The sequence below is a fragment of the Achromobacter sp. UMC71 genome, assembly GCF_014170305.1.
Classification (GTDB): Bacteria; Pseudomonadota; Gammaproteobacteria; order Burkholderiales; family Burkholderiaceae_B; genus Achromobacter.
The window spans coordinates 177096-192941 of sequence record NZ_LZZT01000015.1 but is presented as its reverse complement, the minus strand read 5'-3'; the positions used below and the strand labels follow the sequence as shown (position 1 = coordinate 192941).

General features: G+C 67.2%; 14 protein-coding genes. All 14 read left to right on the top strand.

Annotated features, from left to right (window positions below; all coding sequences use genetic code 11):
• Nucleotides 1-4 precede the first annotated feature (4 nt).
• A complete protein-coding gene (gene thpD / locus A9974_RS07160) occupies nucleotides 5-928 on the top strand; it encodes an ectoine hydroxylase (protein WP_183003430.1) in 924 nt (307 codons plus the stop codon).
• 169 nt (nucleotides 929-1097) lie between these two features.
• A complete protein-coding gene (locus A9974_RS07155; RefSeq protein ID WP_183003429.1) occupies nucleotides 1098-1970 on the top strand; it encodes an MOSC domain-containing protein in 873 nt (290 codons plus the stop codon).
• Between the two features lie 296 nt (nucleotides 1971-2266).
• A complete protein-coding gene (gene panD / locus A9974_RS07150) occupies nucleotides 2267-2635 on the top strand; it encodes an aspartate 1-decarboxylase (RefSeq protein ID WP_183003428.1) in 369 nt (122 codons plus the stop codon).
• A gap of 55 nt (nucleotides 2636-2690) precedes the next feature.
• Nucleotides 2691-3737, top strand: a complete 1047-nt coding sequence (locus tag A9974_RS07145; protein ID WP_183003427.1) for a CDP-6-deoxy-delta-3,4-glucoseen reductase — start codon at nucleotides 2691-2693, stop codon at nucleotides 3735-3737.
• Between the two features lie 206 nt (nucleotides 3738-3943).
• The gene (locus tag A9974_RS07140; protein ID WP_183003426.1) at nucleotides 3944-5200 is read left to right on the top strand and encodes a D-amino acid dehydrogenase; all 1257 of its coding nucleotides are present in this window, start codon (nucleotides 3944-3946) and stop codon (nucleotides 5198-5200) included.
• Nucleotides 5201-5204: 4 nt separating this feature from the next.
• Complete coding sequence (locus A9974_RS07135) at nucleotides 5205-6545, top strand: extracellular solute-binding protein (RefSeq protein ID WP_183003425.1); 1341 nt, start codon at nucleotides 5205-5207, stop codon at nucleotides 6543-6545.
• A 463-nt stretch (nucleotides 6546-7008) separates the two neighbouring features.
• A complete protein-coding gene (locus A9974_RS07130; protein WP_183003424.1) occupies nucleotides 7009-7824 on the top strand; it encodes a TcpQ domain-containing protein in 816 nt (271 codons plus the stop codon).
• Nucleotides 7821-9410 carry a hypothetical protein gene (locus tag A9974_RS07125; RefSeq protein WP_183003423.1) on the top strand — a complete coding sequence of 530 codons (1590 nt, stop codon included), beginning with the start codon at nucleotides 7821-7823 and terminating at the stop codon, nucleotides 9408-9410. The genes A9974_RS07130 and A9974_RS07125 overlap by 4 nt, the downstream gene beginning before the upstream one ends.
• Before the next feature lie 25 nt (nucleotides 9411-9435).
• Entirely contained in the window at nucleotides 9436-10755 is a 1320-nt protein-coding gene (locus tag A9974_RS07120; RefSeq protein ID WP_183003422.1) for a type 4b pilus protein PilO2, read from the top strand.
• On the top strand, nucleotides 10742-11233 hold the full coding sequence (locus A9974_RS07115; RefSeq protein WP_183003421.1) for a hypothetical protein: 492 nt from the start codon (nucleotides 10742-10744) through the stop codon (nucleotides 11231-11233). Before A9974_RS07120 ends, A9974_RS07115 begins: the two co-directional genes overlap by 14 nt.
• Nucleotides 11230-12954 carry an ATPase, T2SS/T4P/T4SS family gene (locus A9974_RS07110; RefSeq protein WP_183003420.1) on the top strand — a complete coding sequence of 575 codons (1725 nt, stop codon included), beginning with the start codon at nucleotides 11230-11232 and terminating at the stop codon, nucleotides 12952-12954. The genes A9974_RS07115 and A9974_RS07110 overlap by 4 nt, the downstream gene beginning before the upstream one ends.
• Entirely contained in the window at nucleotides 12947-14083 is a 1137-nt protein-coding gene (locus A9974_RS07105; protein ID WP_183003419.1) for a general secretion pathway protein, read from the top strand. The genes A9974_RS07110 and A9974_RS07105 overlap by 8 nt, the downstream gene beginning before the upstream one ends.
• 60 nt (nucleotides 14084-14143) lie before the next feature.
• Nucleotides 14144-14749 (top strand): type 4 pilus major pilin, encoded by a 606-nt coding sequence (locus tag A9974_RS07100; RefSeq protein WP_183003418.1) that lies wholly within the window; start codon nucleotides 14144-14146, stop codon nucleotides 14747-14749.
• On the top strand, nucleotides 14746-15807 hold the full coding sequence (locus tag A9974_RS07095) for a prepilin-type N-terminal cleavage/methylation domain-containing protein (protein ID WP_183003417.1): 1062 nt from the start codon (nucleotides 14746-14748) through the stop codon (nucleotides 15805-15807). Before A9974_RS07100 ends, A9974_RS07095 begins: the two co-directional genes overlap by 4 nt.
• The last annotated feature ends 39 nt before the right edge of the window (nucleotides 15808-15846 follow it).

The following is a 15846-nucleotide window of genomic DNA, read 5'->3' as shown; positions in this document are numbered from 1 at the left end:
TCGCATGATCTCACCTGCACAGGATCCGTACGCCTCCCGTACGGATCGAAGTTCCGCCATCATTTCCCGCCAGGACCCCGTCGTCTATGGCGAAGGCAGCTACGCCAACGCGCTGAGCGGCGAGCAGATCGGCTCGTACGAGCGCGATGGCTTCCTGCTGCTCGAAGACCTGTTCTCGGAAGCCGAAGTGCGCGCGCTGTCGGCCGAAGTCGAGCGCATGACGCGCGACCCGTCGATCATCCGCCGCGAGGAATCGATCACCGAGCCCGGCAGCAACGCGGTGCGCTCCATTTTCATGGTGCATGTGCTGAATCCCGTGCTGGCGCGCCTGGTGCGGGATCCGCGGCTGGTCAATGTGGCGCGCCAGATCCTGGGGTCCGAAGTCTATATTCACCAGTCCCGCGCCAACATGAAACCTGGCTTCAAGGGCAAGGAGTTCTACTGGCACTCGGATTTCGAGACCTGGCACGTGGAAGACGGCATGCCGTCGATGCGCGCGCTGAGCTGCTCGGTGCTGCTCACCGAGAACAATGACTGCAACGGGCCGCTGATGCTGGTGCCCGGTTCTCACCGCCAGTTCATTTCGTGCGTGGGCGAGACGCCCAACGAGCACTACAAGCAGTCGCTGAAAAAGCAGGAATACGGCGTGCCGGATCCGGTCAGCCTGCAACTGCTGGTGGAGCAGGGCGGCATCCGCTCGATGACCGCGAAAGCGGGCTCGGTGGTGTTTTTCGACTGCAACACCATGCACGGCTCGAACAGCAACATCTCGCCGTGGCCGCGGTCGAACGTGTTCATGGTCTACAACAGCATGGAAAACACGCTGGATACGCCCAAGTACGGCCTGAACCCGCGTCCCGAACATATTGCCACGCGCAAGGCATTCAAGGCGGTGACGCCGCTGGATGCGCTGAAACTAGTGGGCTAGAAGGCAAGCCCGCCCGCCGCGCGCTACGCAGCCTGCTGCTGCCAAGGGGCTTCCCCGCCGTGGGGCAGCCCGGCGGCCGGGGGGCGCTATCCCAGCCCAGCTTCGCCTGGGCTTTTTTTCGTCCATCCGCTATGCTTTCCCGCTCTTTTCCACCCCCGCATCGACCGCCATGTCCGCCCGCATCCTCAGTCTGCATATCTACCCGATCAAATCCTGTGCCGGTATCGACTTGACCGAGTCCCCCGTGGACCGGGCCGGGCTGGCGAACGACCGCCGCTGGATGATCATCGGGGCCGACGGCCAGTTCATGACGCAGCGCCAATGGCCCGCGATGGCGCTGATCCGTACGGCGCTCACGCCCGGCGCGCTGCGCCTGTCGGCGCCCGGCATGTCTGACCTGGACGTGCCGCTGGACGGTTCCCAGCTGCAGCCAGGCGTGGAATCGGTGGGGGTCTGGAAGGACTTCATCGACGCCCGCCGCGAAAGCGAGGGGGCGGCCCAGTGGTGCTCGGACTTCCTCAAGACGCCTTGCCGCCTGTACAAGGTGGACGCAGCCGCGGCGCGGCCGGCCAAGCCCGAATGGGTAGGCCGGTGGGTCGGAGCGCATCCCGACCTGGCGGACACGTTCGATGGCGACCATTTCTTCGGTTTTGCCGACGGCTTCCCGCTGCTGGTGGCCAACCAGGCGTCGCTGGACGACCTGAACGCCCGCCTGCAAGCCAAGGGCGTGGCGCCCGTGCCGATGGACCGTTTCCGGCCCAATATCGTCGTGCAAGGCGAATGGGAGGCCTTCGAGGAAGACCATACCGCCATGATCACGGCCGGGCCGGTCAGCATGGCGTTCGTCAAACCGTGCACCCGCTGCTCGATTCCCGATATCGACCAGCGCACGGCCGTGCAGCATGACGAGCCGGGACGCACGCTGGCGGGTTACCGCAATCTGGATATCGGGGTGGTGTTCGGCCAGAATGCCATCGTCGACGCACCCGCCGGCGCGCGCCTGAAAGTGGGTGACGGGGTCGAGATCGAACTGGATTTCTAGCGCTCGCCGGCGCGTGGCGCATCCAGCCGGCGGATTCGCGGTAAAGGGGGCGTCCCCGGATTGCGGCGCCTGTTGGCGATGGCCAATGCCGCCGTTTCGGATGGCAAATGCCGCCAAGTGGCGGCAGGCGTGGCCACGAGCCGTCCTGTGGCGGCAAAAATTATAGAATACCGGCTTCCGACGGCAGAACCGGGTGCCGCGCGGTTCAAGGCCCGCGGCGGATAGCCGTCCGCAGGCGTATTCGCATTCATTGCATCACTTCGCGCGCCGGTACGCGAAACCAGGATATTTCTATCATGCAACGCATCATGCTGCGGGCAAAGCTGCACCGCGTCACGGTCACCGAAGCCGATCTTCACTACGAAGGCTCTTGCGGCATCGACGAAGACCTGCTGGACGCTGCCGGCATGCGCGAGTTCGAACGCATCGAGCTCTACAACATCAATAACGGCGAACGCTTCGACACCTACATCATCAAGGCAGCCCGCGGCAGCGGCATCATTTCCTTGAACGGCGCCGCAGCGCGCCGTGCCCAGGTCGGCGATCTGATGATCATCTGCACCTACGGGCCGATGTCCGAAGAAGCCTCCGCCACGCACAAACCGCAGGTCGTGCTGGTCGATGACGCCAACCGCGTCAAGGAAATCCGCAAGTTCCCGGCCTGAGGCCGGGCCGGGCGTAGCGCCGCAGGGCGCTCCGTCAACCCCGATACGTTTCATCATGAGCTTCCAGGTCATCATTCAACCCAGCAAGCATCAATTCCCGGTCGAGCCCGGCCAGACCGTACTCGACGGCGCCCTGGCCGCGGGTATCGTGCTGCCCTATAGCTGCCGCAACGGCGCCTGCTCCACTTGCAAGGGCAAAGTGGTGTCCGGGGAGTTCGACGCCGGCCAGTATCCCGCGCAGATCCTGTCGCCCGAGGAGCTGGCCGACGGCTATACCCTGTTCTGTCAGGCCCGGCCCGAGTCCGACATGGTGGTCGAATCCACCGAGGTCCGCCTGGCCAGCGACATCCAGATCCGCAAGTTGCCGTCGCGCGTGCAGACGATGGAGCGCGCGGCGCCCGACGTCACCGTGCTCAAGCTGCAACTGCCGGCTTCCGAGCAGTTCCGCTACTACGCCGGCCAATACATCGAAGTCATCCTCAAGGATGGCCGCCGCCGCAGCTATTCCATGGCCGGCGCGCCGCATACCGGCAGCCCGCTAGAACTGCACATCCGCCACATGCCGGGCGGGCTGTTCACCGATCATGTGTTCGGCGCCGGCGACACACAGATGAAAGAGCGCGAAATCCTGCGCCTGGAAGGCCCGTTCGGCTCGTTCTTCCTGCGCGAAGACAGCGACAAACCCATCATCCTGCTGGCCAGCGGCACCGGCTTTGCGCCCGTCAAGGCCATCGTCGAACACATGATCCACAAGAACATCCGCCGTCCGGTGGCGCTGTACTGGGGCGGCCGCCGTCCGCGCGACCTGTACATGGACGCGCTGGCGCAATCGTGGACCGAGGCGCTGCCCGATTTCCGCTACGTGCCGGTCGTGTCCAACGCGCTGCAGGAAGACAACTGGACCGGCCGCGATGGCTTCGTGCACGAAGCCGTCCTGCACGACATCGCCGACATGTCGGGCTACCAGGTCTATGCTTGCGGCGCGCTGCCGATGGTCGACGCCGCCCGGCGCGAGTTCAGCGCCCAGCGCGGCCTGCCGCCCGAGGAGTTCTATGCGGACGCCTTCACGTCCGAAGCCGATCTGGCGAAAGCCGCGTCCTGATCTTTCCGGGACTACGATCGATCCCAAAAGGGGCGAACCGGCAGCCTGTTCCAGGCTGATGGATTCCGCCCCTTTTTTTGATGTTTTCAGTCGTAGGCGAGGGCGGGGCGTCGGGGTAAACTGCGATGTCACCTTGGCAGCGGCTTGCCGCGGGGCGCGGACATCGTGTCCGCGGACCCAGTGGGTACGCAAGGAGCAATGCGGGCATGAAAGTAGCGGTATTGGGTAGCGGCATCATCGGAATCTCCAGCGCCTGGTGGCTTAGCCAGGCAGGCCACGACGTCGTGGTCATCGACCGCTGCACCGGCCCCGCCCAGGAGACCAGCCTCGCCAACGGCGCGCAGATCTCCGTGTCCTATGCCGAACCTTGGGCCAACCCGCAAGCGCCCCTGAAACTGCTCAAATGGATGTTCCAGGACGACGCTCCGCTGCTGTTCCGTCCGCAACTGGACTGGCGGCAATGGATGTGGGGCCTGGCCTTCCTGCGCGAATGCCTGCCCGGCCGCCTGGCGCCGAACATCCGCGCCATGGTCCGCATGGCCGAATACAGCCGCGCCACGCTGCGCGGCATGCGTGCCGAGCTGGGCATCGAATACGACCACCTCGAGCGCGGCATCCTCAATTTCTACCGCGATCCGCACGAGTTCGAAAACTCGCAGCGCGCCGCCGGCCTGATGCGCGACTTTGGCGTTGAACGACGCGTGGTGTCCACCGATGAAGTCATCGCCATTGAACCGGCCCTGGCGCCGCATCGCAACACCATCGTCGGCGGCGATTTCACGCCCGAAGACGAAAGCGGCGACGTCCATCTGTTCACCGTCGCCCTGGCCGAGCGCTGCGCGCAGGCTGGCGTCGAGTTCCGCTACAGCACCCGCGTCACGCGCCTGATCACCCAGGGCGGCACGGTGCAGGGCGTCGAACTGATCGAACCCGACGGCCGCTACGGCACCCTCGCGGCTGACGCCTATGTCGTCGCGATGGGCAGTTTCAGCCCGTCGCTGCTCAGGCCCTTGGGCATTCCCTGCAACGTCTATCCGGCCAAGGGCTATTCTGCGACCTTCCCGGTCGTCAAGGCCGACGCCGCACCCATGGTCAGCCTGACGGACAGCAGCCACAAAGTCGTGTTTTCGCGCCTGGGCGACCGCCTGCGCATGGCGGGCACCGCCGAACTGTCCGGCTATTCGCGCGGCCTGAACACCGGCCGCTGCGAAGCCATGACCCGGCTTGCCCGCGAACTCTTTCCCGACGCGCTCGATTTCGAGCGCGTCAGTTATTGGTCGGGCTTGCGCCCGTCCACCCCCTCGAACGTGCCTATCGTCGGCCGCAGCCGTATCCCCAATTTGTATATCAATACCGGACACGGTACTCTCGGCTGGACGATGGGCGTTGGCTCGGGCCGGGCTTTGGCCGACTTCCTGAGCGGCAAGCGTCCAGAACCGGAATTCCCTTTTCTTGGTCTATGAACCTATGAAGAAATTGCAATTGGCGGGCGTTGCCCGCGCGATGTTCGCCAGCCGGCGCGCATGGGTGTTTGGCGCCGCCATGGCGGTAGCGGGCGCGGCCAATGCCGCACCCGTCGAAATCCAGGTCTGGCACACGCTGCCGGACGCGAACAAGGCCGAATTCGAAAAGCTGGCCAAGCAGTACAACAAAGAGCAGGACCAGGTCAAAGTGACCTTGCGCGGCTTCGATTCCCAGGCTGCGCTGCAGCAGGAAGCCTCGGCCGCGGTCAAGGCCAAGAAGGCCCCGAACCTGGTGCAGCTGAACGACAACCATTCGCCGGAAGTCGTGGCCGATCACAAGGCCATCCTGCCGATGTACGAATTGCTGGCCAAGTACCCCGTCAAGGACCTGAACTGGTTCGTGCCGGCCACCAGCAGCTTCATCCGCGACGGTAAGGGCCGCCTGCTGGCCTTCCCCTGGATGGCCGAAGTGCCGGTGATGTTCTACAACACCGCCGCCTACAAGAAGGCCGGCCTCGATCCCAACAAGCCCGCCCGCACCTGGACCGGCCTGCAGGCCGAACTGCTCAAGCTGCGCGACGTGGCCGACATCGATTGTCCCTACGCGTCCAGCGACCAGGTGTCCATCCATCTGGAAAACCTGGCGCCTGTGAACAACCAGCAGTTCACCAGCAACAACAACGGCCTGGATGCCGTCACCAAGAAGAGCGCGGCGCCTGCGATGCAGTTCGACACGCTCTACATGCGCCATATTTCGCTGATGGTCAGCTGGAAGCGGTCGCTGCTGTTCATGGCCCACACCGCCGACAACAGCGCCGACAAGCTCTTCGCCAAGGGCGAATGCGCGGTCTTGACTGGCAACTCGGGCTCGTTCGGCCAGTTCCTGAACACCAAGGGACTCTCGTTCGGTGTGTCGCCGCTGCCTTACTACGACCAGGCCACCCAGACCGGCGGCCAGCCGTTCGTGAGCGGTTCGGCGCTGTGGGCGCTTGAAGGCCGTCCGCAAGCCGAAGAAAAGGCCACCGCGCAGTTCCTGGCCTGGCTGTCCAAGCCCGTCATCGCGGCGGAATGGCACCAGCGCACCGGCTACCTGCCGCTGACCGAAGCCGCGTTCCGCGCGTCCGACGTGTCGTTCTACAAGAGCATCCCCGGCGCCCAAGCCGTCGTGGCGTCCATGAGCACCCGCCCGGCCACCAACAGCCGCGGTTTCCGCATGGCTAACTACGAGCGTATCGAGCCCGTGTTCAACCAACAACTGAACGACGCGTTCGAAGGCAAGACCCCGCCGGTCTCGGCCCTGAACAACGCCGCCAACCAGGCCCGCACCATCGCAACGCAACGCTAAGCGCCGCACGGCCCGCAAGGTCCGAAAGCCCGGTTCTCGAACCGGGCTTTTTTATTGTGCGAATTCTTTTCCTTTGGGGGGCAGCAAGCGCGCAGCGCGCGGCGTGGGGGGCGTTCTTTCCCGCCGGGCCGTCCCAAGGGAAAGAAGCCCCCCTCGGGGGGGCAGCAAGCGCGTAGCGCGCGGCGTGGGGGGCGTTCTTTCCCGCCGGGCCGTCCCAAGGGAAAGAAGCCCCCCCTCGGGGGGGCTGCAAGCGCGCAGCGCGCGGCGTGGGGGGCGTTCTTTCCCGCCGGGCCGTCCCAAGGGAAAGAAGCCCCCCTCGGGGGGGCAGCAAGCGCGTAGCGCGCGGCGTGGGGGGCGACATTCCTAGCCGTCCGTACATGCCAGTCTGTTGCGATGCCGGGCCTTCCTCCACCATCTCTTCACCGCGATCCACTTCCGGTTCGCCTTTTGCTTGCGGTGAAGCATGGTTCGAATACTCTTTCTGGCGGCGGGCCTGTCTGGCCTGGCCGGTTGCGCCATACCCTTGGCCAAGGGGGCTGCCAATGCATCGTGGCAGGCGTCCGGCCCGGCTGCGCAGGGCTTTCGCTTTGATTGGCAACTGTCCGGCGATCCGGCTGTCGCGCCCATGCAGGTGTTCGACGACGGCCGCGAGACCTGGCTGCAGTTCGCCCCGGGCCAGGCCTTGCCGGCCATTTTCGGCGTTGGTCCCGACGGCGAGCGCGCCTTGCCTTATGTGCGCCGTGAGCCTTATGTGGTGCTGGCTGGCGCGTGGCGCGCGCTGTCGTTTCGCGGCGGCAGATTGGCGGCGCGGGCGCAGCGCGGGCAGGACGCCGCACCTCTCGAATCCGCAGTCGCTTCGACAGCCGTAGCGGCCACGCCCGCCGGACAGGCCGGCGTGGGGTCGCCGGCGCCGCTGCGCGAGCCCGGCGTGGTCAACCCGCCGTCCGCTGCAACCCCGTTGGCCGTCACGCAGGCAGCGTCCACGCCGCTGTTTCGCGCAGCCCCGCCCGATGCCACGCTGCGTGCCGTGCTGGCCCGCTGGGCAGGGCTGGCCGGGTGGACCTTCCAGCCGCAGCATTGGGCTGTGGATGTCGATATTCCACTGGCTGCCACGGCGGACTTCCCGGGTGATTTCAAATCCGCGGTGCGCGGCTTGCTCGGCGCGACCGAGCTGGCGGACAAGCCGCTGCAACCGTGCTTCTACGGCAATCGGGTGCTGCGCGTGGTGCCGCTGGCGCAGTCCTGCACCCGTTTGGCCGCGACCCCGGGGGCGGCATGAAGCATCGCCACGCCATTGCTCTCGCGCTATGCGCCCAGCTCGCCGGCTGTGCCGTGACTCAGCAGGTCGCTGACCTGCGCCGTGCCTCGGACAGCAAACAGGCGAATGCCGCCGCGCGCCATCGGGCATTCGCCGACAGCCTGACCGACCGCAATGCCCGCCAGGCCGCCCAGGAGGTCGCCACCCCGTGGCTTGCCGGCAAACCGCAGCCATTGGCACGCGAAGTTTCGCTGCCGCCCGCCTTGCGCGAAAACGTGCAGACCACCTTGTTATTGGCCGATGACGCCGACCTGTCCACGCTGGCGCAGCGGCTCGCAGCCGCCACGGGCATGCCGGTGCGCGTCAAACCGGAAGCGCTGCTGCCGCTCGAACTGTTCCTGCCGCGCCTGGCCGTCAACAGCGCATTGGCCGAGCCTGCGGCGCAGCGCTTCGAGGTTCGGGCTGGTGCGCAGCCGTTGGCCGATTTGCTGGACGCCGTGGCGGCGCGCTACTCGGTGCATTGGCGCTACGAGCACAACGCGCTGGAGTTCTACCGTACCGACACCCGGGTCTTTGATCTGCGTGCCTTGTCGCTGGCCAGCAAGGTCGACGTTCGCCTTGGCCGCGCGGGCCGCGCCGAAGCCGAGGGTTTTGAAAATACCTCCAGTACGGCCCTGTCCGGCGGCGAGCACAAGGCGCTGGCGATTTTGCGTGCCCATGCCCAGGCCTTCCTGACTCGTTCCGGAGTCATCGCCGACGCGGTCGAGGGCGAAACCGCGCTGGTCATCACCGATACGCCGGAAGCCCTGGAGCGGGTGGGCCGCTATCTTGATCGCGAGAACAAGGCATTGACGCGGCGGGTCAGGCTGGTGTTCGAGGAAATAACGGTGATCTCCCGTAACGCAGCCTCGGGTGGCATCGACTGGAATGCGGTCTACGCGGCGGCGGGCGGCGCTGCGCGGCTGGCGATGCCGGCGACGGCGGCGGCGGCATCCGGCGCATTCGAGATCGCCGCGGGGCGAGGGCCGTTCGATGCCTCGAAGGCCATCGTGTCCGCGCTCAGCGCCAGCGGCGCGGTCGTGCGGCATAGCCGCGTTCCGGTCCTCACCCTGAACCGCCGGCCCGTTACCCACGCCGTGCGCACCACGTTCTCATACATCGATCGGGTGCAGAGCACGGCCGTGCCGGGGGCCGCGGCGAACGGGGCCAACAGTTCGCTGCCGGCGGTGTCCATTAGCCAGAAAGAGGAAACGGTCGGCTCGTTCCTGACCCTGGTGCCGGACATCCAGGAAGATGGCCAGATCCTGCTGTCCATCGCCTACGACAACGCCGTGGCCCAGCCTCTGAAGACCGTCACCTTCGGCGAGCGCGGCAACCAGGTCCAGGTGCAGCAGATCACCGTGGACGGCAACGGCACCGTGCAGCAGATCGAACTGCGCCCGGGGCAGCCTGTCATCGTGTCCGGCTTTGACCGTAGCCAGGATCAGCATGACCGCCAGCGCCTGGCACCCGGCCTGCCGCTGGCGGCCGGCGGCCAGGACAGCGCGGCCACCGAACGCGTGACAACGCTGATCCTGGTCACGGCTCAGGTCGAGGAAGGCTTCTGATGCCGATACCCTCCAGGACTTCGCCATGAATCGAGCGCCGCATTATCTCCTGATCGATTGTCCCGGCGCGGGGCGGGCGCTGGTATTTGGCTTGCGCTGGCATGCCCTTATCGGCTCAGACGTTACCGCGTTGGCCAGGTCCCGCGGACGCCGGCTGCGCGCCACGCACTATGTGGTCGCAGGCTCGCCTGTCACCGTGGCGGGGTATGGCCGCACGGCGGCACACCGCATGCTGTCGTGGCGCCGCGCAGGCACCCGCAGGGTTGCACCGCGCCTGCTGGCGGCAGCGCAATTGTTCGCGCTGCGATACCCCGCCGGCGGCCATAGCCTGGTTTGTCTGCCAGATGGGCGGTATTGGCTGGTTGCCGCGCACGCGGGCGTCGTGCTGTCCCAGACAGACCGCTTGTTCGAGTCGCGCGAAGACGCGCTGCGGGAACAGGCGCGACTCTTGATCGCCCGGCCTGATTTGAGTGAACGTGATGCCGACGAGGTCTATGCGGCTTTGCAGGCAGCGGGGGATCCGGCTGCGCAACTGATTGCCTTGCCGTCGCATTGGAAGGCGTTGCCGCGAGTGCTGCGGTGGTTCTTGATTTGCCTGGCCCTGTCCATTGCCGGTCCCGCACTCTGGAGCAAGATCGCCGTGCCGCCGCCCCCCACCGAGCCTGCGCTGGCCGGGCCGGCGACCGGACCCGAGGCCCAGGCTCAGGCGCGGCGGATCCTGTTAAGCGCCATCCCCGCGCACGGTCCTGCCGAGCTCGGCAGGGTACTGGCGGGGTTGGTGAATGCGCCGCTCGAAGTCCAGGGGTGGGCGTTGCGGCGCGCGCAATGCGATGCCCAGACCGAACGCTGGCTTTGCCAGGCCGTCTACGCCAGGGTGCATCGGCAGGCGACGAACCAGGGCCTGTACGCGCGGCTGCCGCGTGGTTGGCAGGTGTCATTCAACCCGCTGGAAGAGGCCTCGCTGTCGTGGCAGGTGGCGTCGCAAACGCGGTCGCTGGTGGACGTGGCGTTGCCCACGCCGCTGCAAGTCGACCTCGGTGTCGCCGCAACGCTGCAGCAATTGCGGCCGGCGTTCGTGTCGATCGTGCTGGCGCCAGCGGTGCTGGCACTGCCGACGGCCGTAGCGGCCGGCGCGGCTGCTGATCCCGCGGTGCTCACGCCCGACGTGCGCGCCCGGTCCCTCGTGCTCAACGGGCCACTGCGTTCCTTCACGTTGTTGCCGGGCCGGCTTGGCGTGGCGCGCTGGTCCCGGCTGGCCGTGTACATCCAGCCTCAACTTCGATCCAGCCTGGTCGCCAGCACGCTGGTCGCCGAATTGCAAGGAGTCATCTATGAACAGCATTAGCCCGATGGGACGCAGGCGGCGACGCTTGATGCCGTGGCGTTCTGCTCTGGCCATCGCGAGCGTTGCCGCGCTGGCAGCGGATGTGGTGGCGCAGACGTCCGCCGACGCGGATCCACAGGCCTGGCCCGAAGCGGAAACCGTGCGCACGCTGTTGCGTGCCGATGCTGCCGCCGCGCTGGCCGATTGCCGCGTGCCGGGAATTTGCCCGGCAGGCGCACCGGCTGTCGCGGCCGCGACCGCCCCTCAATCCGACGACGTTCGCGTGGCAGCGATATTCGGCGTGGCCAGGCGGTTGCAGGTCGATCTGATTGTCAATGGCGCCTTGCTGCGCTACCAGGCCGGCCGCGCGACACCGGTAGCTGGCGCCCAGGTCGCCCAGGCCTATCAGTTGGTGGCGGTGGACGGCGGGTGCGTGCGGCTGCGCCGGGGCGACCGTGATATTCGCGCCTGTCTGGATGCCGGGAGCCCCGCGCCATGACGGCATCATCTCCCTCTGCCGGCGCACTGGGTGCCACCCTGTGCGCGCTGGACGCGCCCGAAGACATTGCGCGTCTCGATCCGGCCTTTTCGCGCGCACTTGGCCGCGAGTTCGACCTTGCCGCCATGGCGGGCAGGCTCTGCCCGGTCCTGCTCGAAAACGGCGACGTGGCCATCTTCGCGGTCAAGGAGTTCTGCGTGGGCGACGCCATAGACGAAGTCGAGCGCATGGTGCGGACTCAGGGCTACCGGCTCGCCAAGCCGGCGCGCTACGTGCTGCCTGCCGCTTTGCTGCTGATGGTCGCGCGCGGTCAGCTCGCCGCGCCGGGTCTTTCCCGGCGTGGCGGCGCACGCCAGGCCGCGCGCACCTCCGCCTTGGCGGCGTTATTCCTGGACATCGTGGGGTGGGGCGTCGCGCAGGGGGCCAGCGACGTGCACATCAACGTGAACCAGCGGCGCGAGCGCTGCGAGATCCGCTACACCATCCATGGCGACTACGTCATCGCGGAGCGCTTCTCGGGCCTGTCCAACGCCACGCTGCTGGAAGTGCTGGCCGTGGCCTGGATGGACGTGCGCGGCGGCAATGGCGCGGTGTTCGACCCCGCGCTGGAGCAACAAGGCCGGATTGCGCTGGAATTAGCCGGCGTGCCCGTCGTACTGCGCTGGGCGTCGCTGGCCACCGATGCGGGGCCTTCGGTGTGCTTGCGCATCCTGCGGTTGGATGCCGCCGCCGACAGCGATCTGCATGCGTTGGGCTATCTGCCCAGGCAGGTGGAAACGCTGCGGGAGGCGCGGGAACGTGAGGGCGGCGCCATCGTGCTGGCCGGCGTCGTCGGCGCGGGAAAATCCACCACGCTTGCCGCGCTCATGCGGGGCATCGAGCCCACCCGCAAGATCATCACGCTGGAAGACCCGGTCGAATACGTCATCGGCAACGCGTTGCAGAACAGCCTGGGCGGTGCCCTGGGCGAGTCCGGCTGGCCGGCGTTCGACGCCAAGCTCAAGACCATCAAGCGTTCGGCCCTGAATGATCTGTTGATCGGTGAGATCCGCGACATCGATACCGGCAGGGCCTTCATGGACCTGGCCAGCTCCGGCATCAGCCTGTACGCCACGACACACGCCGGCTCGGCGGCGATGATCCCGGAACGGCTGGCGTCGGACGCCATCGGCGTCTCGCGCGAGCTGCTGGCCGCGCCCGGCATCCTCAAGCTGCTCGTCTACCAGACCTTGCTGCCCAAGCTGTGCCCCGCGTGCGCCTTGCCTGCCGCCCAACTTTGGGGGGCGACGCAGCGCCGCCATGCGCCCCGCGACGCTGAACATTGGCGTGGATGGACCGCCGCGCTGGAGCGGGCCTTCCTGCTCGACGCCGCCACGCTCAAGGTGCGCAACCCGCAGGGGTGCTCCGATTGCCGGCGGCCGCAGTTGCCCGATCTCAATGGCACGATTGGCCGCAGCGTGGCAGCCGAAATGATCGAGCCCGAGCGCGCGGATGGATTCCTGGATTGCGTGCGCAAGCGGGACTACACCCGCTTGCGGCCGGCCAGGCCCTGGCCTGACGCGTCCTGGCGTGACGAGGCCGCGCGTGGGGCCGGGGCGTTGAACAGTGCGTTATTCAAGGTCGCGCAGGGCGAGGTGGACCCGCGTGCGCTGTTGCGCCGTTTCGACCTGGCGCTGTCCGGGCCGGGAGACTGCCATGCGCCGGAGCGCGGACATGATTGAGACCTTGCCGCGCAGATTGTCTCGGCGCTTGCGCTGGAGCGGCAACCTGGGGCTGCGCCTGGACGTCTTGCGCTTTCTGCCGCGGCGCGCCGACTACTACGAATACCTGGCGGACCTGATTGATGGCCTTCAAGGCCGCAGGACCTTGCGTGACCTGTTCGAGGACGACGCGCGCCGTTACGGGCCCGATACGCCGCGTGGTCGCCTGTCGCAGCACTGGGCCGGCGCGTATCTGGATGCCGGCGGGGATTTGGGCGCAGCTTGGCAGGGCACCTTGCCTGACCAGGAGTGCCTGCTGCTGGCATGCGTGCAGGAAGAGGGCGGCGATCTGTCTGCCGCGTTGCGCGATCTGGCGCGGGCGGTCCGGCTGGCCACCGAGGCGCGCTTTGCCCTGGTGTCCACTGCTGCCGCGGGTGTGGTGGCGGCGGTGGTGGCTTTCGCCATGCTCTGCGCGATCCCGCTATTTACCGCGCCTCGCCTGCAGCAGGTGTTTCAGGCGCTGCCCGCCGAAGACTACGGCCGGCAGACCCGCGCGTTGTTTGCGCTGGCTGCCGCGGCTCGTCAATGGCTGGCGCCCTGGCTGGTCCTGATCGTAGGCCTGGGGGCGCTGGTCTTGTGGTCGCTGCCGCACTACACGGGGCCGGGGCGGGCTTGGCTGGACCAGGGGCTGATCTGGCGCCTGCATCGTGATTTTCACGCCATTCGCTTTCTTTCCCTGCTGGCGGTGCTGGTGCGCCAGCACGGCGCCGCCGACACGCGGTTGCGGCACGCGCTCACGGTGCAGGGCCGGGGCGCGCAGCCCTGGCTGGCGCTGCACCTGGAACGCATGCTGATGCGCATCGATGGCGGCGCCACCGACGCGCAAATCTTCGACACCGGCCTGCTGGACCGCGAAACCTGGTGGTTCATGGCCGACATGATGGACGCGTTGGGCATGGAAGCCGGTCTGGAGCGGGTCCGGCACCGGGTCGAATCGCGCTTGTTGGTCGGCGTGCGCCTGCAGGCCGCGGTGCTGCGCTGGGCCCTGCTGATCGCCTCGGTCGCCACGGCGTTGGGGCTCACCTTGTGGCACTACGCGGTCATCGACGAACTGCGGCAGGCGCTGACGAATTTCTATGCAAGCCGCTAGCGTCCGGCTTGTTGCAGAAGCGGTTTGTTTTTCACCATGGAGCAGCGAATGAAACATTGCATGGCAAGTCGCCTGGGCGCCCGGCGTCAGCGGGGTTTTTCGTTGGTGGAGGTGTCCATCGTCACCGCGATTGTGCTGTTGATCGCCATCGTCGGCATTCCCGCCATCGGCAGTTACGTCATCGAGAACAAGGTACCCAAGGTGGCCGAGGAATTGCAGCGCTTCATCGTCAGCATGCGGGTCAATGCGCAAGGCGGTGGCGTCACGCCCTATGCGGGCCTGGATACCGGGGCCATGGCCAACATGCTGCGTGATTCGAGCGTGTTGTCGGTGCAGGGCACGGGGCCGTCGGCGCGCATCGCACACGGTCTGGGCGGCAGCGGCACGGGCAGCAGCGGCGTCGTGCTGGTGGCCGCTGCGCCGCTGGCCGGCGCAGGCGTGGGGGCGGCGTTCACCGTCACCTTGAACAACGTCAGCAACGCCGCCTGCCCGGCGCTGGCGTCCGTGCTGCAGCGCGTGTCAGAGATCATCGCCATCGAAAGCGACAATGGCTCGGGCGTCGTCAAGAATGCGTTGGCCGTGCCGGCGGTGCCCTATCGCGCGGCCCTGGCCCAGACGCGTTGCAGCCAGGGCGACACCAACACTTTTGTGTTTACCGCCAAATGAGCCCGGGCGCGAAGGGTAGCGGCGGTGGGCCGGACGGAGCCGCGGCGGGACAGGCGGGCTTTACCCTGATTGAATTGGTGCTGGCGCTTGCCTTGACCGCCTTGATCGCGATCTGGGCATCCAATCGGGTCGCGCATCGTATCGAGGACGCGGCAGCGCGCTCGACCGGTGCCTGGCTGGTCCAGGTCCGGGGGGCGATGGAGCAGGCGCTGCTGCGGCATTTCGATGCATGGGCTGCGGGCCAGGCACCGAAGAGCGCGAGCGGGGCGTCACTTTTTACCGACTCCATGGCGCCTACCCTTGATGAGTTGCGCCGCGCCGGTGCGCTGCCAGCCGGCTTTCCGCTGCAATCAGCCTTGGGCTTCGGTGTACGGATAGGCCTGCTGCGAACGGCCACCTGCCCTGGTCAGCCGTGCCGCCTGGATGCATTGATCTACACCGATAAGCCGCTCTTGAAAACAGGGACGCATTACCCTGACCTAGCTGCCATCGCGGTTGTGATCGAGTCCGTCGGCGGCTATGGCGGCGCGGTCTGGCCGGCAGCGCCCGGCGCCTTGCGGGGCGCGGCATTCAGTTTTGCCAACCCTGCCACGCCTGGCGCCCCGGCCTATCCTGCGGGCACCCTCGCCGCCTGGGCGGGCCTTGAGCGGTCGGAAGCGGACAAGTACGTCAAGCTGCGTGACGTCCGCGACCCGGACCTTCGGGGCAGCCTGACAGCCGCTGGCCGGCTGCGTACCGGCGAATATCTGGAACTGCAGGGGCAGGCGAGGGCCGGCGAGAGCTGTGCCAACGCGCCCGCCGGGGTCGCGCGTTCGGGGGGCGGCGAACTGCTGAGCTGCCAGTCCGGCCTCTGGCAGCAGGCCAGCAGCGGCGGTTTCGGCGGGGCGTTCAGCATCAATCATCCCCGTGGATGCGTCCAGATGTCGGGTCAATCCACCGCCAATCCGCGTACGGGCGCCTGCTCTTGTCCGCCTGGGTATTCTGCGGTCTTGGTGTCGGCGGGGGGAGCGTGGGACGCCGAGGTGGGCTGGACCATCGGCTACATATGCATGCGTTGAGGGCAGGGCGGGCCCGGCAGCGCAAGCCGCCGACTACCC